The organism is Vibrio sp. VB16 (assembly GCF_015594925.2).
Classification (GTDB): Bacteria; Pseudomonadota; Gammaproteobacteria; order Enterobacterales; family Vibrionaceae; genus Vibrio.
In genome coordinates this window covers 212,323-235,626 of sequence record NZ_CP087590.1, presented here as the reverse complement: position 1 = coordinate 235,626, position 23,304 = coordinate 212,323, and the positions used below count along the sequence as shown (strand labels likewise).

Genomic DNA, 23,304 nt, shown 5'->3' with positions numbered 1-23,304 from the left:
TTTATCACTCTCCGCTCTATCCTCACTTTCATCGTCCTCTTCCCCTTCTAACTAATTGAAGTATACTACCCTCTACTAATGCTTTCTTTTCAAGATGATAATCTTCGAATGACTCAACACTCATATAGCATCAAATCCAACCGATTAATTTGGCTCAGCAGAGCCTGTTACCTGTTGTGCTTCAGCAGCATGGCATTCGCGCCTTCAAGCTACGCTAGTCAAGACGAACTAACTGGCGTAAAAAGTGAAATTTCTCGCCAAAAAAATGCCGTCACCTCTCAACAGAAAGAGTTAAACAAGCTGCAAAAATCCTTGAAGAAGCAAGAATTATCTATTTCTTCTTTGGGAAGTGACATTAAGAAAACACAAAGCCTGCTAAAAAAATCCAATCAAAATCTTGATCAGTTTAAGCAACAAAAAATAGATCTAGAACAGAAAAAACAAGAACAGCAAAGCACATTAGAAGAACTGATTAAAACCTATTACATCACCAAGAGAAATAACGATGTAGGCGCAATGTTAAATCAGGGAAAAAGCGATGAGCAAGATAGAATAAGCCAATATTTTCAACACCTCGCCAAAGCGAGGTCGGAAACGATTACAGCGCTCGATGCCACCAGTAAAAAGTTGGATGAAAAAAATACGCAACTAGTGCAAGAGCAAAAACAAATTGAAGCGCTACTGGCGCAAAAAACCAAGAAAAGAGATGCCCTCGCCTCTTCGCAGAATCAGCGTAAAAAAACCGTTGGTAAGATAAAAGGCAACATCTCCAATGACAAAAGTTACCTAGCGGAATTACAACGAAACGAAACGCGCTTAAAATCTGAGATCGCGAAAGCCGCAAAACGTAACACCGTTCCAATGGATGGGCTTGCAAGACAGAAAGGCAAGCTACCGTGGCCACTTAAAGGCCGAGTACTACACAGCTATGGCACAAAACAGAGCGGCCAGGTCAACTGGAAAGGCTTAGTAATAGATGCCAAATACGAACAACCCGTAAAAGCGGTCTATTCTGGTACCGTCGTATTTGCCGAGTATCTGCGAGGCTATGGCTTAGTTGTACTGCTGGATCACGGCAAAGGGGATATGACACTTTATGGCTACAACCAAACGCTACTCAAGATAGAGGGCGATAAAATTAAGGCTGGTGAAACCATCGCACTCGCGGGCGATACCGGCGGGCGGGCACAAGCCTCTTTGTACTTTGAGATCCGCAGAAATAGCAAAACCCAGAACCCGAAAAGCTGGTTGCTTCGTTGATAACGGGCAATGAGTAACTACAAATGAATGGAATACGAGGGTAGAAGATTTTCGTTTTCACATAATGCTGTTCAGTTAGTGCTCAATACTTCGTCATTCCCGTAAAAACGGGAATCTTGGTGATATTAGATCCCCATTTTCATGGGGATGACGTCGGTTTTCGTGAAAAAGGTCAGTTTTCATCGGGATGGCAGATTTAAATAACCTTAACCGAACAGCACTCTGTTTTCACGGGAGTGACGGGAGTCAGTTTAGATTAAACGTTCTTCGGCAGAGCCTTCATGAACGACCACCAGCTTCATAGAAGAAAGTGTTTTATGACTGACAACAAATTAGAATTGACGAGATGAGACCAGAGAAATGAATAAAATTGATAACCTTTCTTGCTTCAAAGCCTACGATATAAGAGGCAAGTTAGGAGAGCAATTGAATGAAGATATTGCCTATAGAATCGGCCGTGCTTTTGGTCAGCTACTTAAACCCAAGACCGTTGTTGTGGGTGGCGATGTCAGGCTTACATCTGAGGCCTTGAAACTGGCTATTGCTAACGGGCTGCGAGATGCAGGAACTGACGTGATAGACATTGGCATGACCGGCACAGAAGAAATTTATTTTGCGACCAGTTTTTTAAAGGTAGACGGCGGTGTAGAAGTAACAGCAAGTCACAACCCGGTTGATTATAATGGCATGAAGTTAGTTCGTGAGGAATCAAGACCTATTAGTGGTGATAGTGGACTCAACGACATTCAGGCCCTAGCCGAGAGCGGCGAGTTTATCGATGTTGTTCAGCGTGGTAACTATAGTAAAAAATCGGTTCTATCTGACTATGTAGAGCATCTATTAAGCTATATCTCTCCTGAAAATTTCCGCCCGATGAAGCTGGTTGTAAATTCGGGTAATGGCGCTGCAGGTCATGTAGTCGATGCGATAGAAGCGCAATTCAAAAGCCTAAATATTCCAGTTCAGTTTATTAAGGTACACCACGAAGCAGATGGTACTTTTCCAAATGGTATCCCTAACCCAATATTGCAGGAGAACCGTGAAGATACGGCCGCTGCTGTGAAAAAACATGGTGCTGATTTAGGTATCGCTTGGGACGGTGATTTCGATCGCTGCTTCTTATTCGACGAAAAAGGCCATTTTGTAGAAGGTTACTACATCGTTGGCATGCTAGCGGAAGCATTTTTGAAGAAAACACCCAATGCTAAAATAATCCACGACCCTCGTGTTTATTGGAATACCGCTGAGATCGCTGAATCAGAAGGCGGAACACTCGTCATGTCTAAATCTGGGCACGCGTTTATAAAAGAAAGAATGCGAGAAGAAGACGCTGTATATGGTGGCGAAATGAGCGCACACCATTATTTCCGCGATTTTGCCTATTGCGATAGCGGCATGATCCCATGGCTGCTTGTGGCAGAGTTACTCTGTGTTAACAATAAAACACTATCCGAAACACTGAACGAACGTATTCAATCCTTCCCTGTTTCTGGCGAAATCAATTCTCGTATTGCCGATCCAATAACGGCGATACAGAGAGTAAGAGAGGCCTATGAGCCAAGCGCTCTTTTGGTTGACGAAACCGATGGATTGAATTTTGAATATAAAGAGTGGCGATTTAACCTGCGCACTTCAAACACAGAACCCGTTGTTCGATTGAACGTTGAATCCAGAGGTGATGTGGCATTGATGGAAAGAAAAACCAAAGAGCTGTTGGCAATGTTAAGAGCCGAGTAAGCTTCTGACGGGCTTTATTTCCGTGCAAGCGTAATGCTGTTCGGTTAGTGCTAAATACTTCGTCATTCCCGTGAAAACGGGAATCTTCGTGGGTTAGATCTCCACTTTCGTGGAGATGACGTAGGTTTCATGGAGATGACGTAGGTTTCATGGAGATAACGTTGGTTTTTCTTTGGGTCGTATATTTATACCTCAAACCCTCGTTCCAATGCTCCGTGTTGGAATGCATATCTGACTTGAAGCATCAGTCAACGTAATGCTGTTCGGTTAGTGCTAAATACTTCGTCATTCCCGTGAAAACGGGAATCTTCGTGGGTTAGATCTCCACTTTCGTGGAGATGACGTAGGTTTCATGGAGATAACGTTGGTTTGGTGGGGATGCCGTTGGAATGACTCACGACTGATTGTATTCTTTATACCACTCGACAAACTTAGCCACGCCTTCTTTTACGCCCACTTGAGGCTTATAGCCTGTCGCTTCAAACAGATCTTGTGTATCTGCATAGGTTTTATAGACATCACCCGCTTGCATTTCACGAAAATTCTTTTTCGCCTCTATTCCTAAAGCCGATTCGATCTCGGAAATAAAGTCCATTAGACTTATAGGGCTGCCATGACCGATATTATAAACTCGGTAAGGTGCCGAGCTCGTCGCTGGGCTCCCCGCTTCTACTGTCCAGTTGTTATTCTTTTCTGGGATGACGTCTGCAATCCGGATAACACCTTCAACGATGTCGTCGACGTAGGTGAAATCACGCCACATATCGCCATTGTTGTTGATATCAATCGTGTCGCCATCCAAGATACGCTTGGTGAAAATAAACGGGGCCATATCTGGGCGACCCCAAGGGCCATATACAGTGAAAAATCGAAGCCCAGTGGTTGGAATATCATAAAGATGGGAGTAAGAATGAGACATCAGTTCGTTAGATTTTTTTGTCGCGGCATAAAGGGATACCGGATGGTCAACGGAATCGGTAGTCTTAAATGGTGTGCTTGCGTTTAAGCCATAGACCGAACTAGAAGACGCATAGACCAGATGTTCGACCTTCGTGGCTCTACAGCCCTCTAAGACATTCAAATGACCTATCAAGTTACTATTGGCGTAAGCGTGTGGGTTATCTAAGGAATATCGAACGCCCGCTTGAGCCGCGAGATGAACAACCCTATCAAATTGCTCTCTTTCAAACAAAGCCGTCATTGCGCTGGTATCAGCTATGTCCATCTTAATAAACGTAAACTGAGGATGTTCTACTCGGGAAAGTCGCGCTTGTTTCAGAGAGACATCGTAGTAGTCATTATTATTATCGATACCAACAACGAAATGCCCTTTCTTACATAACTCTTCGACTGTTTTTGCTCCAATAAACCCGGAAGCACCTGTCACTAAATATTTCATATCGGTTCTCTGTTGAAAATAGTTGGTTTTAATCTTGAATCTATTAGAGTCGTCTGCGATGTCAACTTTGGTAATAGCTTTCTACTTTTTGAATTAACAGTGTCAATTCTGAAGACGGCAACGCATTGATACCCGCCGCGGCTTCTCGACCACCACCGGTTAAGAATTGACTACATATCGTACTTGCACCCTGTTTATTGTTGAGAGGGGCTCGTAAAGAGACAGTATAGGTATTATCACCATTTGATGTCAGTACCGCGTGGGCGGAGTTTGGGGCTTGGTTCGCTAACCAGTTACCATAGACACCACTAATTCGTCTCGATGCGGCATCATCTGGTAGCTCAAAAACACTTAACACAGTACTGCTGTGCATCGCGTCAACTGCAAGCGCTTTATTCATATCTTCTTGATACGCTTTCTGCAATGTATAAAACGGCGAAGCTTTATCTGAAATGACATCAAAAGGCGAAGGATAATCTAACAACGCTGTATATAAATCTGCCGGATGAAAGTGTAGATCATCTACTTTTGCGCCATACCCATTGTAATTAATCAGTGTGCCAAGTTCTTTCAAGGCATTCTTTCGTTCTGCATCTAATGACGCGTTATCTGCAAGCTCATCCGCCCTTGCGATAAGGTTGTCACCATACGCGGCAGTAATCGCCCACAAATGAAACCTTCCATCGAGCAGGTTATCTATAATCAATGCCGTACAGGTATTTGCGTCCAAATCGATATGCGCATCTAGATTTTCATTGTCTGGAATATTGCCTGACTGATGATGGTCAGCATAAAAAATTTTCACGCCTTTATTTAAGACGGCCTCTAATGCTTGTATATTTTTTGCCATCGATACATCAAGAACGGTAAGGCTATCTTCTGCATTCACCTCAATTTTTTCAACAAGATTTATATCTCTCTTTATACCCGTCACTAAGGTACTTTTTTTCGGTTGAGCCATTCTAAGCTGCAAAAGAGCAATTATACCATCGGCATCCCCGTTAAAAACATCGTAATGCATTGTTCTTCCTAGTTGTTCATTGCCTTTATGCCATCTTCTAGAAGTTGAATTTGATCCCTTCCCATCACCGTTGTGTGAGGTTTAACAATTGCGATCATCTGCAACACACCTTGATGGATGATCTTCTCTGTAATACCGGTTCTTGGCGACATCGCAGATTGATATCCAAGCCAACTTGAAGCCACAAGGTGTAGAGTCGTAACGAGTGATTTAGCTTCTTCTTCATTAACCTTCAATAGCTTGAGATCAACAAATCCATAAAAAATAGTTTCTAGGTTTTTGCGTAGCTTTTCTTGAACACCCAAATAGCGTTCATGCAACATTTCATCTCGCTGTAATATCTCTGGTAGATTTGAATAGAAAAACCGATATTTCCACATAAGCGTGAATATTGAATCCAGATAGCGTTTAAGTAAAACCAAACTCTCTTCTTTTGATTCTACTGGGGTAAAACGCTCCAACAACTCAGTTGAATAGCAATCAAAGATATCACGCACAATTTCTTGTTTGTTTCTGAAATGGTAATACAGATTGCCGGGGCTGATTTCTATATGCGCTGCGATGTGATTGGTGGTGATATTCCTTTCACCGCTTTCATTAAATAGCTCGAGACTTGCGGAAACAATTCTTTCTCTCGTTTTCATTTTTATTATCCATTGTGCTAACAATTGCAAGTATAAGCAGAAATCATTGATTCTTAAAGGGGGGAGCGTCTCTAGCACTCTATGGACTCAATTATTGATCGTTCACGTTACTCACTTCTGGACTATCGATGCAATAAGTAATCAAGATTCTAGCTTCTAGAAGCCGAAGGCGCTCCATCTTTTGAATAAGGGATTATGATTTCTCTGGGAACATCTTCTTGGTATGGATAACTCGATGGATTCTAATTAAATCACCATCGAACTCATAAGATAGTAGCATTGAAATTTCTGGAATAATTAGGTAGCGCCCTCTCCTATCTTCTCTTTCTATCCCCATGAGTAGGTGTTCTAACAACAACATCGCTCTATTCACTATAGTAGCGTCTGTTTTTTCAGCGGCTAAAGCGTTAAATTCATATAAATATTCAAAAATATCATAGCGGTCATCTAGAGATTGATGTTCCCACTTTAATTTCATACCTATATTGCCTTATTTCTAATCTTATTTTTTCTATCTTCCATTATTCTTTCGGCTTCATCGTGAGAAAAGAATTTGGCTTCTCCCTGGTCGTACTTATCAAACGCCGTGTTAATTTGATCGGTAAGCCATGAATCATGGTTTTCAAACTGACGCTGCTCTTGAGCCAAGTCTTCTGCTAATTTTCGACAAGCGTCACTTAGTGTTCCACCTTTTCTTTCAATTGCTTTTTGCGCTAATGACTTTGTTTGTTCATCTATTCTGAATTGAACTCTGGTTTCCATATTTATCACCTCAAATAACTCATTGTCATCACATATGTTAGTACGTAATAACGACCAAGACAAGAATCAATAGGAGTCATCATTGCAAGTCAGTGATCAACAGTTGAACGTCTATTATATGCATTCAAAACCTGAACCCTTTTTTTAATGACGGCTAAAAGTGACGCTCTATTTTTTCGTTTCATACCCAGTTGAAGCTTTAACCCATCGTCTAACATCAACGGCATCAGTTCAGCCGTTGCCTCGGCGCACATTATCGGCCCAGAAAAACCTGCCGCCAATAACCATGGATTTCGGCCAATATGATCGATATGGGCATGCGTGATAACAAGGGCTGTGATTTTATGTACAGGAAAATCAACCTTTAAAGGTCGAACATCGTTGCCTTGAAACTGACCGCAGTCAATTAGGATACTTTGCTTCGCCCTATAGAACAGTTCATGGCAGGAACCGGTAACGGTATCTTTGCCACCATGGTGGATGACTTTCATGGTTTTCTCCTGATTGTTGCGTCAGGATAACGATAAATGAATTTGCTGACAGGACGGAAAATGAAGTGAATATTTTGGAGGCATCTCTTTTTGAAGATAATAAATTTAAATTTGAGCACTCACTTCTGAATCAGGAAACCGCAAGTGCTCTATATCGAATGCTTTTTAGTCCGAACCAAACAGGTCTCGCGTATAGACCTTGTCTTCAACATCTCGAATCTCATCGACCATACGATTAGAAACAATGACATCAGACATCGCTTTGAACGCTTCAAGATCAGTAATCACTTTAGAGTGAAAGAAGTGCTCCTCATTAAGAACAGGCTCATAGACAACGACCACTATTCCTTTTGCCTTTAATCGCTTCATTATTCCCTGAATAGAAGAGGCACGGAAGTTATCTGAACCTGCTTTCATTATCAGGCGATAAATACCAACCACTTTAGGTTTTCGGCTGATTATAGAGTCCGCAACAAAATCTTTACGCGTTCTGTTCGCGTCAACAATGGCGCCAATAATATTATTGGGCACTTCCTGGTAATTAGCCAACAGTTGCTTGGTGTCTTTAGGTAGACAATAACCGCCATAACCAAATGAAGGGTTGTTGTAGTGATTACCAATACGAGGGTCTAAACCTACCCCTTCGATAATTTGACGAGAATTTAAACCATGTGCTTCCGCGTAGGAATCAAGCTCGTTAAAATAGGCGACACGGAGAGCAAGGTAGGTATTAGAAAACAGTTTTACGGCTTCGGCTTCTGTTGAATCGGTAAACAGAACTTGAATATCTTGCTTCTCTGCGCCTTCAACTAACAAGCCTGCAAAAACCTTCGCTCGCTTACTTTGCTCGCCCACGATGATTCGTGAGGGATGTAAGTTATCGTACAGAGCGCTACCTTCTCGCAAAAATTCAGGTGAGAACATAATATTCTCGCAACCGAGTTCTTGTTTTATCCTTTCAGTGTAACCCACAGGAACTGTCGACTTGATTACCATCACGGCATCAACGTTGATTGCCATTACCTGCTTAATCACCGCTTCTACAGAAGACGTATTAAAATAGTTGGTAATTGGATCGTAATCAGTCGGCGTCGCGATAATGACATAACTAGCATTTTTATAGGCTAAATTGCCATCTAGTGTCGCGGTGAAGTTTAATGCTTTGTTAACTAAAAAATCTTCTATTTCTGCATCAACAATAGGAGACTGCTTGTTGTTCAGCATTTCTACTTTTTCAGCAATGATATCTACCGCAACCACTTCATGCTGTTGAGCGAGTAACATTGCGTTTGATAGGCCAACGTAGCCCGTTCCTGCGATTGCGATTTTCATCTGGACTCTCAAAAAATAATTACATTATGATCTAGTGTATGTTTTATTCTTCAACAATAACATTTTTTTGCCAAACCAAATCACCGATACCATCCGTAGGATTAAATCCCGTTGGAGCATCCAAAAGCAGTTGCCTAATACGTTCATGCTCGAAGTGATGGCATGCATTATCTAAGTCATCTAGAAGTACCTTATATTCATCAAATGGCAAAAATGTTTCTTTTGCTGACATGATTCGCTCATGGGCCGTAGTTTCTACGTTGTCACCAATAAGTAACTCTTCAAATAATTTTTCGCCAGGACGCAATCCAGAGAACTGAATTTCAATATCGCCATAAGGATTAGAATCACTTTTTACCTCCAACCCAGATAAATTAACTAAATTTTCAGCCAAATCTACAATTTTAACTGGTTCCCCCATGTCTAATACAAACACATCGCCACCTTTACCCATGGCTCCAGCTTGAATCACAAGTTGTGCTGCTTCAGGGATCGTCATGAAATAACGAATAATGTCAGGATGGGTAACAGTAATGGGCCCTCCTTGAGCAATTTGACGCTTGAATAGAGGTATAACTGAGCCTGAAGACCCTAGAACATTGCCAAAACGAACCATACAAAACCGAGTACCCTGTTCTTTGTTATTTTCTATCTGAGCAAGTGCTTGCAAACCTAATTCTGCAATTCTTTTTGTTGTGCCCATTACATTTGTAGGTCTAACCGCTTTATCCGTAGATATAAGAACAAATGACTCAACTCCAGATTCTATCGCGGCCTTTGCAGTATAGTACGTACCAAACACATTATTTCTAACACCTTCAACAACATTATGCTCGACTAAAGGAACATGTTTGTATGCGGCTGCGTGATAAACAGTATCAACCTTGAAAGCTTTCATTGTTGCTGCTAATCGGTTTATCCGTTGAACAGAACCAAGAAGAGGGGCTATTTCTACTTCTAAACCATCCACCTTTACTAAAGAATTTAGCTCTCTATCTATTTGATACAAAGCAAATTCTGACAATTCGAAGAGTACAATCGTTTTGGGTTTCTGTTTGATTATTTGTCGGCACAATTCGGAACCAATGGAGCCACCGGCCCCTGTGACCATTACAACTTTATCTTTAATATTAGCTTGAAGCAGTGATTGCTGGGGGGTCACTGGATCTCGCCCTAATAAATCTTCGATTGCGACATCTTTTAACTCATCAATACTTGCCTCTCCGGATACGATGTCACCCATATCTGGGATGGTCAACACTTCTGCCGGTAGATGAACAAGTGTATCGATAATTTCTTTTCGTCGGACCCGTGTTGCGCTAGGCACTGCCATCAAAATTTGATCAATATCATGTTTCTTTATCAAATTTTCAGCTTTTTTTACGGGTTCTACCGTTAAACCTAATATAACCGTATTTTCAAGTGTACTATCTTTATCTATAAAGCTAATCACTCGGTGCGTTTCAGATGATCTGAGTGTCAAAGCCAACTGCCGACCAGCAGCTCCTGCTCCGTAAATTAAGACCTTTTTCTTTCCTTTTGCATGAGATTGAGCAACTAAAGTTCTTACAATTAAACGAGAACCACCACACAAGATACAAAGATAGGCGCCATAGATTAGTGGCACAGATCTTGGAACAGAAGCATCGAAATAATACGCCAATAAACCTACAGCTGATGCTGAGATAATGGTACCAATACTTACTACAGCCAATGCATGGAATGTGAGATAGCGCAAAATTGCTCTATATAACCCGAGCTTAGTAAAAGTAGCTAATGTAATTACTAATGTAATAGCAATTACATATTGATTAAGACTATCTTCAAGAGGTTTTATGTGACCGATGCGCGTCCAATAAGCCGCATAAAACGAACAAATTACAAACATAGAATCAATAACTAAGCTAATGAGACGTTTTTTAAATCTCGATAAGTTCCAAATAAATTTCAATCTAGCCATCTGATTTTTATTATTAAAAGTAATATAAGTATTGTACTGTCGTTTATTAAAAAAGTCTGTTTTAGTTGACTAATGTTTAAACGCTACTTTTGTCATGATGATCAATTCTAACAGTGACGATAGTAATGTATTTACAAAATCGACAAAAAAACTCTATTCTTTTTGAGCTTGAACTAACACACTTCGGACAACCAATGTCATTTTTTCTATTTCTGAAGGTAATAAAGTTGGATGGACTAAGAACATTAGGCTTGTGTCACCGAGTTCAACTGCATTTTCTAACCTTCGTTTCGGGCGCCAGGAAGTATTATCAAATGCTTTTTCTAAATAAATCTCTGAACAGCTGCCCTGAAAAGCAGGAACACCCTGCTCAACGATTAGATCAACTATTTTGTCTCTTGTCCAACCTTCCTTCAAGTTCTCAGGTTGTACAAAAAGATAATGTTTATATTCTGCATGTAGAATATAACAAGGAACTCGAACCGTTCGAACTACGTTTAAATCACGAACAACGTCATCAAGAGCTCTACCATTAATTTGACGTTTTCTAGTCCACTCATTCATTCGCGTCAACTGAATACGCCCAATAACAGCCTGCATTTCTGTCATTCGCCAGTTGGTACCAAAACTTTCATGTAGCCATCGAAAACCTGGTGAGTGTTTCCGATTATAAATAGCATCGTAGCTCTTCCCATGGTCTTTGTAAGACCACATTTTCAGCCATAGCTCTTTATTATTGGTGGTAACCATGCCCCCCTCTCCACCTGTTGTCATGATTTTATCTTGGCAAAATGACCAGGCACCAATATGACCTATAGAACCTACTGATTTTCCTTTGTATTTAGCTCCATGAGCTTGAGCGCAATCCTCGATAACGTAAAATCCATATTTCTTAGATAATGCCATTATTTCGTCCATCTCTGCAGGTAATCCAGCCAAGTGAACAACAATGACGGCCTTAGTTTTCTTTGATAATACTTTTTCTATCGTGTTTGATGTTATGTTCTGGCTATTTTTGTCTACATCCGCAAATATAGGCGTGGCCCCCACTGTAATAATTGATGAGGCGGACGCTAAAAATGTCCTTGGTGTAGTTATAACTTCGTCATTTTTCCCTATGCCTAGTGCCACTAGAGCTAAATCTAAAGCAAGCGTACCGTTAGCAACAGCTATCGCGTATTTGGAATCAGCCCACGTTGCAAATTCTTCTTCAAACTTTCTACATTCTATACCAGTCCAATAATTTACTTTATTGCTTAGCAATACTCGACTTACAGCAACGGCCTCTTCTTCCGTATATGATGGCCATGGAGAAAATGGAGTGTTTAGCACTGGATTATCCTTTATTTTTAATTGGCTTAGCTGGAGTACCAATTATGGTTTGATTACTTTTAATATTTGATACAACTGTCGAATTAGCTCCAGCCATGACATCTTTACCTATATTAATCATTTGGTTAACTTGACTTCCTATACCAAGCCAAGAAGCGCGCCCTATATTCACTCCTCCGGCCAAATTCACTCCCGGACTAAGATGAACGCCATCTGAAATTCGGCAATCATGATCAACAGTGGCAGATGTATTGACGATACAGGATTTTCCGATTACAGCAAAAGGACCAATTACTGCATTAGCCATAACAATGGACCCACTCCCTATATTAGCGAAACAACTCACCACTGCACTAGGATGGAGAAGAGGTTTGAAAAATGCCCCTGCACCTTCTAATAACGTTTGCTTTTCAAGGCGAATTCTATTTTGACCAATAGCAACAATCACTAAAGAATAGTCAATACAAGATAATAACAATTTGTCAGTATCTCCAATTACAGGCCAAATCTCTATAGCTTTCAGGTTCGGCCAGCGATCGTCGTAGAAATGAATTTCATCATATTGATTGAGTTCTGCAATTTCAGCGACAACTTTACCGTGACCACTTGCACCCAAAATTGCGCATCTACTCACTGTCGTTTCCTCTAAATGGCTCTATAGTCACATGTCCTACAGCTGATATTCCTTCTTTTAAGAATACTTTCTTAACAGTTAATAGCATTATTTTTATATCAAGCCACAAAGTTTGATTTTCTATGTACCACACATCAAATTCGAATTTTTTTTGCCAACTAATTGCATTTCTACCATTTACCTGGGCCCACCCCGTTAAACCCGGCCTTACATCATGTCTCTTTAGTTGTTCGTCATTATATAAGGGAAGATATTCTACAAGCAATGGCCGCGGCCCTACCAAACTCATCTCACCTTTCAATACGTTAACTAAACTAGGAAGCTCATCTAAACTAGTTGATCTCAAAAACACGCCAAATCTCGTTAAACGTTTTTCATCTGAAGCTAACTGCCCTCCATCATGTTGTGCATCTCGCATTGTTCTAAATTTCATAAGTTCAAATGTTTTAGAATTTTTACCTGGACGAAATTGTCTAAAGAATATGGGGCTTCCCAAAAAAATATATACCAAAAAGCTAGTCAACAACATAATTGGAAAAAACAACAATAACAATAATATAGATACAACTATATCTAAAAATCGTTTGACCATAATTAACCTTCTATAATATTAAGGAATTTTTTAGCTAGGACCCGATATTCGAAATTTTCAACTGCGTATAAATAACCATTTCGTCCGAGTTTTTGTCTTTCAGCCTTAGGCATTCTTGATATTTCGACAATTGCCGAAGATATTTTGATAGGGTCTTCAGCTGGTACAGTTATACCTGCTTTAGCAATATCAACCGGCTTATATGGTGAGCTTACCGAATATACAATAGGTTTTCCACTAGCTAGATATTCAGGTAACTTATTTAAAGAGTTCCCATATTCATATAATGAACTTTTTCTAAAACCAACGTAACAAAGATCAGCTAAAGCTAATACTGATGGAATCTGTTTTTTTCTTACGGTTCCTAAATACAAAACGTTATCGAGATTTCGTGATTGAAGTGACAGTTCGAATTCCGACTTATCCTTTCCTCCACCAACAACCAAAAATACGATATTTTCATTATTTTTCAACAACTCAGCCACATCTAATAGCACGTCAATTGCATTAGCCTTACCTAATGTTCCTGTATAAACGACCAAAAACTTGGATTTCGGCACGTTTTTTAAGAAGTCGGTATCCAAATCATCTTGATCTTCAAACTCCTCAATGGAAAATCCATTGGGGATCCATGTGAAATTATCTTTCTCTAATCCTCTTTTTTCAAGGTGATGATTAGCATATGGCCAATTAGAGGTAATATAATCAGCATGTTTACAAGCAAAGTTCTCTATATATTGTAGCAACTGAATAAAAGGATGCCTTTTATTAATACTCCCCATTTTAGTTAAAGTTAGAGGCCAAATATCACGAATATCCCAGATTAATTTTGCCGAATATTTTCTTGCTAAATATTTCGCCCCCAAAACAGAAACTAACGATGGTGTAGACACAATTATCACATCAGGTCTTTCCTCAATAAATTGGCGTAATTTACAAATCTTATAAGAAAACCGAAACCAACCAAGCACTCTTTTTTTACTGTGAGCGTGTGAATACCTAGGCATATCAATTGAAATATATTTAAAACCATCGACTTCTTTTGATTCTATAGGTTTTGTATTCGTTTCGGGATTGGTTAACAAATGATGATAACTAGCACCAATCAAATATACATTATGACCCTCCTTTGCGAACTCTCGCGAAAAATAATAATGCCTCCCTCCCATCCCTGTTTCTAAGGTCGATGCGTACTGATTAATGATCCAAATAACTTTTTTATTTTTCATCTAAAAACCTTTGAACAATAAGCTCACTAGCTTGACCATTACCGTATAACTCTTGATCAAACATCAAACCTGAAAAACCTTGATGGAAGGAATTCAATATATCTGTCTTACATGCCCCAACAAGCTTATTGTAACCTTGCTCTATTAATTCAACCCATTCTGTTTCGTCTCTCACGGTAATGCACGGCTTCTTAAAGAAAAATGCTTCCTTCTGCAGACCTCCACTATCTGTGATAACGCTGTCACAATGATTGATTAGCCATAACATGTTCAAGTATCCGACTGGTTCAATAAACGTAATGTTTTTGACTTTAGCATTCATACTTTTCAAAACAGATGCAGTTCTTGGATGTAATGGTAAATATACTCGTTTATCCATCGCTATTTCATCTAGCGCTTGAATTATCGCTCTTAATTTATTTTCATCATTAGTATTTTCAGCACGATGGATGGTCGCCAAGACAAAAGGTTCTCCATCCATAATTGTGTCTGGAGGAGAAGAAAATTGACTATAATAATTGACTCCATCTAACATAACATCACCAGTATATAACACTTCAGAATTGCCCCACAACGCAACACCTTCGTCTTCCAAATTTTGCACTGCTATTTCGGTCGGGCAAAACAGAAGTTTACTAATCCGGTCAGTCAAAATTCTATTTATTTCTTCAGGCATATCTTTATTGAAGCTTCTCAATCCCGCCTCAACATGAGCAATTTTTATACCTAACTTAGATGCTGCTATTGCACCTGCTAATGTAGAATTAGTATCACCATAAACCATCAAAAAATCTGGTTTTTCTTTTAATAAGACCTGCTCTATTTTTTTAATCATCTCACCGGTCATCTCACCATGCATTCCACCTCCAATTCCGAGATAATAATTGGGCTTGGGGATTCGCATCTCGTCAAAGAAAACATCGCTCATATTAAAATCATAATGTTGACCCGTGTGAACGATAACTTCGGAAATATCAGCTCCTCGATTTGCTGCACGTAATATTTCACGACTAACTGTACCTGCTTTGATAAATTGAGGTCGAGCCCCCAGAACTGTAACAATTTTCATTTTATTCAACCACCCAGTACTTGAAACCATCTACCATTTTCGACGAACCATCGTTGCTATCGATTAAATTAAGATCAATATTAGGTAACCTTAGCGACGTCGGTGTATTTGATTTCCCATTAGAAACAATCCATCCGTACTGTACTTTCTCGGCGGTCTCAGGAACATCTATTGATACAGAAGGTTTATCTTCCGTATTTTTTAATGTGAATGATTCCCTAGACCATTTACCTTCATTTTTAAACTGAACATACAGTCGAACTGTAAAGTCTAAAACATCAATACCTTGCTGTGGAACCAGAAAAACAGTTTGGCCTTTTACTGCATTAAGATGTTCAGAAGATGAGTAATCAAGCTGGATCAAAAAATCTTTCTCAACATCAGGTATCAGTTCAAAAATAGTTTCATTAGATTGGCTGACTTTTGTTATCGTAGCATTTCCAACAAGACCACCAACGCTGACGCCATATTGAGGTATTGCATTGATTCCTTTTATATCCAACTGCAAATTCTCATCTACGTTCGATGAACTTTTCGGCTCAATACGCTTAAAATCATTTCCTTGGTTACTGTATATCTCCGAACTTGTCGTAATTAGAACGTCATATTCTTTTCGAGGGTCTCTACCGAAATAAGCATCACCAACACCATCATAGTAAAGCGCATCGAATATCATTTTTAGGCGTGCAGTACCGGTGTCTATATCTGAACGATTCAGCTTGACGTATGTCCAAACCGATTTGCCTTGGTCGAGAAATGATTGAATGTATTGTGACGTTACATGATACCCGCGATTGTATTCTCGACGAAATTTAGCATCCGAAACACCTTCATTGATTCTGACTAAAGAGACAAAAACAACAGAACTTAAAATGACGACCAATTTTGACTTCGAAAGTACTTTCTTAGATAGAATTAACATCGTGATGCTAAGTATCATTATGCTCCAAAGAACAATATTAAATGTGCTCTCGTATTTAAGATGTAGTGGTGTGTATACCGTATTTTTATACTTCATTGTAACTGCTAAATACTCTAAATATACAAAAGAAGTAACTAATAATAAATAAGCATACACATCAGTTATAGTTCGCTTTTCAATTGAATGCCCAAAACATATTGAGAAACACAGTAATCCGACAACATAGGAATCTAAAAAATAATTTGCTATAACAGGCCCACCACGCTGAGTGATGATATAAATCAAGAGTAAACCAATTAATTGACAAACCCCAATAATCGATATTTCTTTAATTAATCTGAATTTTTTAAAAAAAATCGGCAATAACAGTCCAATGATTGCTATTACTGCTGTTGGTTCTGCAAGAAAAAAGTAAAACGGTGGCAGACCACCTAAAGCTCTACCTGAAAATTGAGTTTCTGCTCCTCCAGATAAATATGAGGCGAATAAACCAATCAACGTGTCATAGCCATCGTATATAAATATAAACCCAAAAACTAAACTCAAAGTCAACGCGCAACCAAAACTGGAAATGAAACCAAACCTAATAAAGTCTTTAATATTCTTTGAGTTTGTAACAATTAGATAAAAAATATAAAATACGAAAGCGTAGCCTTGAATTTTGCTGAGCAGCATAATCCCTAAAAAACATCCAGAGATAAAGATTTTTTTAGCTGAACCATTAACACCATCTAATATTATTATAGATAAAACAATGGCTATTGTTAACATATGCATCGGATATGTATATGATGCTACTCCTAATATGGTGGGAGACGAAATATACAATATTGTGAACAATATTCCCGATATTACCCCCCACTTCTTATATAAATACGCAGTGACTAATGCCAATGTTAGAGTACTAAGTAGGAGTGTCGCAATCCCACCGATTTGACCTACAGAGATTGGTAAAACTGAGATTACTCTTATCCACAACCATAACAAAACTCTGTCCGTATATGGAAAACCGTCGATGGGATGAAGAGCGGGTTCAACATATTGTAGAGGATCACTAGATGCTGTAAGAGAAAACAAATGACTATAATTTATCAAAAAATAGAAAAATGACACTACAAGAGGGAAAGAATAATCAACCAGAAATTTAAATAATCTATTTTTCATATACACCACCAACTACTGCCTTATTAAAAATCGTAAATTATAAAAAATGAAGTTCGTTACTTAATACCTTTTATTTATTTTATGAATTTTAATCAAAGCTTCATCAAGGTTAAAACCTACTGTATTAGCATACCACCGTAAAGACTCCCATCTTGGTTCATTATCCTGTTTTGCCAAAGCTAAAGCTTCATCTCTCGTTAGTACGCCCTCTCTAACTTGGTTTGATCTGAATGTATCATGCTCTGTAAAACCACACACTACGTAATATATATAATTATAAAAAGCAGCAGTTCCATCTCCAACTCGCCAAGTTGTCGACGTATCACCAGAACCCTCCCAGTCATAAACATCTTTTAACGTGGAATTGACTACTTCTTCATTCCACGGAAAATAGTGATATAAATATGAGTAATCATCTTTTAAAAAATAACTAGAATAAAAAGCATGGAAGCTATCAAATAGTGAACTATTAAGGTAGCTAGGATTGGACAAAAATCGCAACCCATAACTTCCCATCAATTTCGCTTTATTAAAGCTAGATATCTGAGTTAATATTCCATTACCAGAATTACCTTGAAGACCAGAAAAGGCCAGTTTAAAATCAGTACGTTCCAAATTATTTCCAGCTGCAAACATAAAAAGATCAACACCAGTTTGCTTTCTCAATTGATGAGCATAATAATAAAATTGTTTATCTCCGGCCATAAATAAAGGAATCATCGCCAAATCTGGTTTTTTCAACCAGGCCTGAATATTTTTTCGTACATTCTCCCTTTTCTTAGCCAAATCAGCTGAAACCAATATATGCTCAACACCAAGTTGTCCACACATTCTAGCAATATTTCGTCTTGCTAAATCAGTTACAAGCCCCCAGTCGTACGTATACGCGATTGGATTTAAACCTAGCTCATTTTTTATCACATGTAAGCCATAACAACTATCTCGCCCACCACTCAGGCCAACTAAACAATCCGGACTTCCGTCCTTACTCTTATATTTACTTATCAGTTCCAACAATTCATTTTTATCTTTTAGCACAGTTTTTTTATGTTCATGGCATTTATTACAAATACCATTTATATCAAACTCTATTCCAGGAAACGAAAACGGTAATATACATTTTGTGCAGCGTTTTATTTTTACTCCGTCAGGGTAGTCTTTATCAGATCGATCTAATATTCGTCCACAAGTACGTTCTTTGGTATTATTTGTAGTTGACAATAAATGATCAGCATTATCATTCATAACAAAACTTTCAACATCTAAAGAATCCAAATTTATAGAAAGTGCTGTGTTAGCAAAGAGATGATTAACTGACATTTTACTAATCTTTTTATTCTTTTTTAAAACTTCTGATAAAATAAAAAATTCAGATGCAAATACAAAAATATCCAATGTTTTATCAAAAGCATAATATAGAGAGCCATTATCGGTTGCAAGTATTGCGTTTTCACCTTCTGAGTTAAGAATGCAAATTGACGCATTACCCTTCAACTCAGAAAATGTATTTGAAATAGCAATATTTCGTTGCTCTTTTTCTGCTTTGTGTTGAAATAAAGCTAATAGAGCTTCCGTATCAACTCCAGAGGTTGGTTTGGATTCTAAACCTGACCAAATCTCTTCATCATTTACTATAATACCGTTATGTATTATTACATCAGAATGACGTGTTACAGGTTGGTTATTATTGTTTAATGCACCTAAGCCATTAGTGACTAGGCGAGAGTGACCAATTGCTATGAATGGCGAATCACCAGAAACGACATCCGACAATAAACTTTGGTATTGCTCTGTATGTAAAAATTCCGAAGCGGAAACTGCGCTTTTTAATACAACAAGGTCTTCTTCTAAAACAACTGACAGACCTGAACACTCTTTACCTCTCGCTTCCGACATTAAAAACACATCTTCAAATATGGAAAGCACCTCATTTTTAGCTAATGAAGTTGTCTTACTTGAAAAAACACCAAAAATCCCACACACTTGCGTTCACTCCAATTTTTACTTCCCTAAAAAAGGGACTAAATTTAATTTTAGAAACCGAATAGCAGAACAATTTAACATTATAGTAAATATAACCCAAGATAGAACAGTTGCAAAAGCAGCGCCTTTCAAGCCCCAAATAGGTATAAATAAGTAATTAAAAAATATGTTCGCTAAAACCATCAAAAAATACATCTTAGAACTAACTTCTGGCTTACCACAAATAGCTAGCAGTTGATCAAGACATAGCCAACCTGACAACGCAGCCATAAACCCTATAAGTATCAAAAATATTATTGATACAGTCGTTAAACGTGGATCAAGATTGAACAAGTCAACCATTAACGGAAATAAATAATACGCCAATGCTGCCATTAATGAAAAAGAAGATGTCACAATTAGCACCACCTTTTTAATGAATTTTTCTAATGGTTCTTTTTCACCACTCGCATAGAGCTTTACTATTTTGGGATTTATATAATTCTTTACAACAACAATTAATTGATAAAAACCTTCAATTAACATTGCAACAAATGAATATAAACCAACAGACGACGACGATACAAAAGCACTTAGTACCAAAACATCAACTCTGGCATTCAACTCAATACTGATACCAGAAATGACCACTCGCTTACCATAATTATAATGTTCTATAGCCGACTTTTTTAACCTACAATTAAATGAAACCGATGAAATATCTCGTAAAAAATAAATCATGAACATTAAAAATAAACTAAATTCAGAGAAAAGAAATGTCGAAACTAACGGTTTTTTCGATTCAATATTAAAAAGTAAGACAACAAAAGCTAACATTGAAACAGCCCTAAACCCACCAATAAGTGCATATAATCGCATTCTAGATAAGCCATTAATAGTAAATGAAAACACTTTATTAAGAGAGAAAAAAACCAACGCTAAACATATATAATTAGCACCGTGTTCCAGATCACTCACATTCAACACAGAAAGGAGTGGAGAAGCAACGTATATCAAAAGTGACATTGAGGATGAAATAAAACCAGTAACCAGTAAGCCTGAAGCCAGTATATATCGATAATTTTCAGGATTTAGAGCACACAACCTAAGACATGAAAGATGAACTCCAAACACAGTAATTTGTGACATTAATACAAATATAGCGTAAGACAGATTAAATACACCTAGTTCTTCCAATCCGAATAATCGAATGATAAGAATATTTAATATAATCCCTGATCCCGCAGCTATAATCAAACCAATGTAATTTATAGTTAGATCTATAACCGCATCATAGCTTTTCATTATGAACTCTTGCTCTGATGAACTTGGCCGGTACGCCTCCTACTATCGTATATGGCTTCACATCAGTAGTAACAACTGCCCCAGCAGCCAAAATAGAACCAGTTCCGACCGTTACGCCAGCAAGTATTGTTACATTAGCACCAATCCATACATCATTGCCAATATCTACTTTTTTCGCTACAACTCCTTGGCTACGAATAGTTTGTTCAGTACTTAAATGAACGTGCTCACTAGAAAGTATTGATACACGGTGTCCAATAAGAACATTTTCCCCTATTGATACACAACCGTAACCTGAAATATACGTGTATTCATTAATAGTAACATTCTTACCAATTGATATTCGATAGGGGTACCACAACGTCACGCCTTCGTATATTCTCACCCTATTTTTAGCCATAAGAAAAGGCTTACTAATTACCCATCGTAAAAGATCACCAATAGGCGATGGGATGTATTTCACTAAACCATATAGTAAAAAATAAATCCCATGCATTATATAGTCCGAGTATTTATAGTCCTTATCAGTGGCCATTCTCGACATCCGTCAAATGTTTATTTGCCTCCATATCCATCCACATAGCAAAAAACAGTGAAAGGAAAGCATTTGTTACCGAAAAAGACATCAAAATCAAAGTGGTAGTTGGTATATACCCAACAGTCATATCTTTATATATCAGGCGAATGAACAATGGCAAAGCTAAAAGAACACCATTAACAAATGCGAATAAATAAAATAAAACTAATGGATTGAAATCTCTCAATATGTACTTGTGCAGTAAGCGCTTGTGAAATAGTCCTAAAAGCAACTTACAAACTGTAGGTATATATGTTTTCAATTTTATTTTACTTTGTTCTTCACCATATACAGGCTCAATTTCTACATCTTTTATTTTAAAATTATTAATATTGAGCATCCAAAGAATATGAGCATTGTAACCATATCCTTTAATCATGCTTTCAATTGGTATTATTTCTAATGCCTTTCTCGAAATAACAGTATAACCACATTGAGGATCAATACTTTGCCAATATCCAGTAGCAAATTTAGTCAATAGCGACAATCCAGAATTACCAATGAGTCTATGCCTTGGCATTCTTTCAACCACTTCCTCTCGGAGCAACCGGTTACCTTTGGTATAGTCGACTTTTCCAGTAACTATTGGGTCTAGGAGTGCTGGTAGGTCATCTGGGTTCATCTGCGCATCTCCAGCCATTACCGCAACAGCATCAATTTCCATTTCCTTAGCTTTTAAATAGCCATCAATAAGCGACTGACCTAGACCCTTATTAATAACATGATTAACCAGTACAATTCTTGAATCGGTTTTGGCATAACCTTCTATGATTTCGAAGGTTTTATCCATACTACCATCATTGACAATGATCATATGATCTACATAATCTGGCATTGTCTCAATGACCCGACCAATTAACAGTTCTTCATTATAAGCTGGAACTACTACAGCTACAGTTTTAGAATTATACATTTGGAACTAACCTTTTTTATCACTGAAATGATTTTTGCTCCAGTTTAGAGTTTTAGTTAAGCCTTCGGGAAAATCTAAATATTGGAATTTGAATCCCATATTAACTAGTTTATCATGACTCACGTCAAAATCTTTAATATCGCCAATTTTCCAATCTTTATATTCGATGGCCAGTTCTTTCTTGTCGAGTTCATGTAAAACACTTTCTGCTAATTCCTTAATCGATACCGATAAACCTGATGCACAGTTAAAGTCCTCTCCTCTTGCTTCTTCAGTAATTGCTACAAATTTATTTATATCAACAACATCTTGAACATAAGTAAACGATCTAATTTGTGAACCGTCACCGTAAATTGTTAAATCTTTATTTTCTAATGCTCGTCTTGCAAAAATAGAAACCACACCGCCAACATCACTACTTTCTTGCCTTGGTCCATACACATGATAATATCGAAGTATGCTGACATTCATATCATATAAATCTTTGAAAGCGCGCACATATTTTTCACCAGCCAATTTACTCACTCCATAATAAGAACTCGGATTGAGTGGATGCTTTTCGTCCGTTGGGTAATATTGTGCTTTACCAAAAACTGAACCAGTGGAAACATGAACAAATTTCTTAACATTGTGGTCTCTTGCGAGTTCCAACATGTTGAAGGTACCGCCTGCATTAATTTGTAAATCACGTCGTGGATCTTTCAAGCAAACTGTCATTTTTGAACAAGCTTGGTGGAACACAACATCTACACCATCAAAGTAGGTTTTGAGTTTATCATAATCCGTTACATCACAGTTCACCTCTTGTAAATTTCCACCATATTTACGATGTAATTCGCTCAAATTTTCTGTCTTTCCCGCACTATAATCATCAATACTAATGACTTCCAATCCATCTGCTAGTAAGCTTTCTACTAAGTGACTACCAATAAATCCGGCTCCACCTGTTACCATGGCTTTGTTATAAATTCCTGACAGTGAATAACGTTTCATACATAC

The 23,304-nt window shown here is 38.1% G+C and carries 19 protein-coding genes and 2 pseudogenes; 2 read left to right on the top strand and 19 right to left on the bottom strand.

Annotation, left to right across the window (positions count from 1 at the left end; all coding sequences use genetic code 11):
* Positions 1–108: 108 nt before the first annotated feature.
* Positions 109–1,260, top strand: a complete 1,152-nt coding sequence (locus IUZ65_RS01095) for a murein hydrolase activator EnvC family protein (RefSeq protein ID WP_195704939.1) — start codon at positions 109–111, stop codon at positions 1,258–1,260.
* Between the two features lie 369 nt (positions 1,261–1,629).
* On the top strand, positions 1,630–2,997 hold the full coding sequence (locus tag IUZ65_RS01090) for a phosphomannomutase CpsG (protein WP_195705161.1): 1,368 nt from the start codon (positions 1,630–1,632) through the stop codon (positions 2,995–2,997).
* 394 nt (positions 2,998–3,391) lie between these two features.
* On the opposite strand, the gene IUZ65_RS01085 is transcribed toward IUZ65_RS01090, so the two are convergent.
* The 19 genes and pseudogenes from IUZ65_RS01085 to IUZ65_RS00995 form a co-directional block, all read right to left on the bottom strand.
* Positions 3,392–4,396 carry an NAD-dependent epimerase gene (locus IUZ65_RS01085; RefSeq protein WP_195704938.1) on the bottom strand — a complete coding sequence of 335 codons (1,005 nt, stop codon included), beginning with the start codon at positions 4,394–4,396 and terminating at the stop codon, positions 3,392–3,394.
* Between the two features lie 61 nt (positions 4,397–4,457).
* Positions 4,458–5,417, bottom strand: coding sequence for a DHH family phosphoesterase (locus IUZ65_RS01080; RefSeq protein ID WP_195704937.1), 960 nt, complete (start codon positions 5,415–5,417; stop codon positions 4,458–4,460).
* 8 nt (positions 5,418–5,425) lie between these two features.
* Positions 5,426–6,061, bottom strand: coding sequence for a TetR/AcrR family transcriptional regulator (locus tag IUZ65_RS01075; protein ID WP_195704936.1), 636 nt, complete (start codon positions 6,059–6,061; stop codon positions 5,426–5,428).
* Between the two features lie 193 nt (positions 6,062–6,254).
* Positions 6,255–6,539: a type II toxin-antitoxin system RelE/ParE family toxin gene (locus IUZ65_RS01070; protein WP_195704935.1), complete on the bottom strand. Its 285-nt coding sequence runs from the start codon at positions 6,537–6,539 to the stop codon at positions 6,255–6,257.
* A gap of 2 nt (positions 6,540–6,541) precedes the next feature.
* Positions 6,542–6,823, bottom strand: coding sequence for a type II toxin-antitoxin system RelB/DinJ family antitoxin (locus tag IUZ65_RS01065; RefSeq protein ID WP_195704934.1), 282 nt, complete (start codon positions 6,821–6,823; stop codon positions 6,542–6,544).
* A 131-nt stretch (positions 6,824–6,954) separates the two neighbouring features.
* Positions 6,955–7,314, bottom strand: a pseudogene (locus IUZ65_RS01060) (MBL fold metallo-hydrolase); the annotation flags it as partial.
* Positions 7,315–7,479: 165 nt separating this feature from the next.
* Positions 7,480–8,646: a nucleotide sugar dehydrogenase gene (locus IUZ65_RS01055; RefSeq protein ID WP_195704932.1), complete on the bottom strand. Its 1,167-nt coding sequence runs from the start codon at positions 8,644–8,646 to the stop codon at positions 7,480–7,482.
* Positions 8,647–8,689: 43 nt separating this feature from the next.
* On the bottom strand, positions 8,690–10,606 hold the full coding sequence (locus tag IUZ65_RS01050) for a polysaccharide biosynthesis protein (protein ID WP_195704931.1): 1,917 nt from the start codon (positions 10,604–10,606) through the stop codon (positions 8,690–8,692).
* A gap of 153 nt (positions 10,607–10,759) precedes the next feature.
* Positions 10,760–11,938 (bottom strand): DegT/DnrJ/EryC1/StrS family aminotransferase, encoded by a 1,179-nt coding sequence (locus IUZ65_RS01045; protein WP_195704930.1) that lies wholly within the window; start codon positions 11,936–11,938, stop codon positions 10,760–10,762.
* Between the two features lie 4 nt (positions 11,939–11,942).
* Positions 11,943–12,572 carry an acetyltransferase gene (locus IUZ65_RS01040; protein WP_195704929.1) on the bottom strand — a complete coding sequence of 210 codons (630 nt, stop codon included), beginning with the start codon at positions 12,570–12,572 and terminating at the stop codon, positions 11,943–11,945.
* Positions 12,565–13,164 (bottom strand): sugar transferase, encoded by a 600-nt coding sequence (locus tag IUZ65_RS01035; RefSeq protein ID WP_195704928.1) that lies wholly within the window; start codon positions 13,162–13,164, stop codon positions 12,565–12,567. Before IUZ65_RS01035 ends, IUZ65_RS01040 begins: the two co-directional genes overlap by 8 nt.
* 2 nt (positions 13,165–13,166) lie before the next feature.
* Positions 13,167–14,393: a glycosyltransferase family 4 protein gene (locus IUZ65_RS01030; RefSeq protein ID WP_195704927.1), complete on the bottom strand. Its 1,227-nt coding sequence runs from the start codon at positions 14,391–14,393 to the stop codon at positions 13,167–13,169.
* Complete coding sequence (gene wecB / locus IUZ65_RS01025) at positions 14,383–15,462, bottom strand: non-hydrolyzing UDP-N-acetylglucosamine 2-epimerase (RefSeq protein WP_195704926.1); 1,080 nt, start codon at positions 15,460–15,462, stop codon at positions 14,383–14,385. Before wecB ends, IUZ65_RS01030 begins: the two co-directional genes overlap by 11 nt.
* Before the next feature lies 1 nt (position 15,463).
* On the bottom strand, positions 15,464–17,548 hold the full coding sequence (locus IUZ65_RS01020) for a hypothetical protein (RefSeq protein WP_195704925.1): 2,085 nt from the start codon (positions 17,546–17,548) through the stop codon (positions 15,464–15,466).
* A gap of 60 nt (positions 17,549–17,608) precedes the next feature.
* Positions 17,609–19,531: a hypothetical protein gene (locus IUZ65_RS01015; protein WP_195704924.1), complete on the bottom strand. Its 1,923-nt coding sequence runs from the start codon at positions 19,529–19,531 to the stop codon at positions 17,609–17,611.
* 18 nt (positions 19,532–19,549) lie between these two features.
* Positions 19,550–20,815 (bottom strand): oligosaccharide flippase family protein, encoded by a 1,266-nt coding sequence (locus IUZ65_RS01010; RefSeq protein WP_195704923.1) that lies wholly within the window; start codon positions 20,813–20,815, stop codon positions 19,550–19,552.
* Positions 20,802–20,984, bottom strand: a pseudogene (locus IUZ65_RS23480) (DapH/DapD/GlmU-related protein); the annotation flags it as partial. The gene IUZ65_RS01010 and the pseudogene IUZ65_RS23480, both read right to left, overlap by 14 nt.
* Positions 20,985–21,339: 355 nt before the next feature.
* Positions 21,340–22,305 (bottom strand): glycosyltransferase family 2 protein, encoded by a 966-nt coding sequence (locus IUZ65_RS01000; RefSeq protein ID WP_195704921.1) that lies wholly within the window; start codon positions 22,303–22,305, stop codon positions 21,340–21,342.
* A 6-nt stretch (positions 22,306–22,311) separates the two neighbouring features.
* The gene (locus IUZ65_RS00995; RefSeq protein ID WP_195704920.1) at positions 22,312–23,298 is read right to left on the bottom strand and encodes an SDR family NAD(P)-dependent oxidoreductase; all 987 of its coding nucleotides are present in this window, start codon (positions 23,296–23,298) and stop codon (positions 22,312–22,314) included.
* Between the last annotated feature and the right edge of the window lie 6 nt (positions 23,299–23,304).

What these genes read in the sequence shown, in the direction of transcription:
- IUZ65_RS01095 (WP_195704939.1), top strand. Translation starts at nt 109, where the DNA reads ATGACTCAACACTCATATAGCATCAAATCCAACCGATTAATTTGGCTC.
- IUZ65_RS01085 (WP_195704938.1), bottom strand. Translation starts at nt 4,396, where the DNA reads ATGAAATATTTAGTGACAGGTGCTTCCGGGTTTATTGGAGCAAAAACA.
- IUZ65_RS01080 (WP_195704937.1), bottom strand. Translation starts at nt 5,417, where the DNA reads ATGCATTACGATGTTTTTAACGGGGATGCCGATGGTATAATTGCTCTT.
- IUZ65_RS01075 (WP_195704936.1), bottom strand. Translation starts at nt 6,061, where the DNA reads ATGAAAACGAGAGAAAGAATTGTTTCCGCAAGTCTCGAGCTATTTAAT.
- IUZ65_RS01070 (WP_195704935.1), bottom strand. Translation starts at nt 6,539, where the DNA reads ATGAAATTAAAGTGGGAACATCAATCTCTAGATGACCGCTATGATATT.
- IUZ65_RS01065 (WP_195704934.1), bottom strand. Translation starts at nt 6,823, where the DNA reads ATGGAAACCAGAGTTCAATTCAGAATAGATGAACAAACAAAGTCATTA.
- IUZ65_RS01055 (WP_195704932.1), bottom strand. Translation starts at nt 8,646, where the DNA reads ATGAAAATCGCAATCGCAGGAACGGGCTACGTTGGCCTATCAAACGCA.
- IUZ65_RS01050 (WP_195704931.1), bottom strand. Translation starts at nt 10,606, where the DNA reads ATGGCTAGATTGAAATTTATTTGGAACTTATCGAGATTTAAAAAACGT.
- IUZ65_RS01035 (WP_195704928.1), bottom strand. Translation starts at nt 13,164, where the DNA reads ATGGTCAAACGATTTTTAGATATAGTTGTATCTATATTATTGTTATTG.
- IUZ65_RS01030 (WP_195704927.1), bottom strand. Translation starts at nt 14,393, where the DNA reads ATGAAAAATAAAAAAGTTATTTGGATCATTAATCAGTACGCATCGACC.
- wecB (WP_195704926.1), bottom strand. Translation starts at nt 15,462, where the DNA reads ATGAAAATTGTTACAGTTCTGGGGGCTCGACCTCAATTTATCAAAGCA.
- IUZ65_RS01020 (WP_195704925.1), bottom strand. Translation starts at nt 17,548, where the DNA reads ATGAAAAATAGATTATTTAAATTTCTGGTTGATTATTCTTTCCCTCTT.
- IUZ65_RS01010 (WP_195704923.1), bottom strand. Translation starts at nt 20,815, where the DNA reads ATGAAAAGCTATGATGCGGTTATAGATCTAACTATAAATTACATTGGT.
- IUZ65_RS01000 (WP_195704921.1), bottom strand. Translation starts at nt 22,305, where the DNA reads ATGTATAATTCTAAAACTGTAGCTGTAGTAGTTCCAGCTTATAATGAA.
- IUZ65_RS00995 (WP_195704920.1), bottom strand. Translation starts at nt 23,298, where the DNA reads ATGAAACGTTATTCACTGTCAGGAATTTATAACAAAGCCATGGTAACA.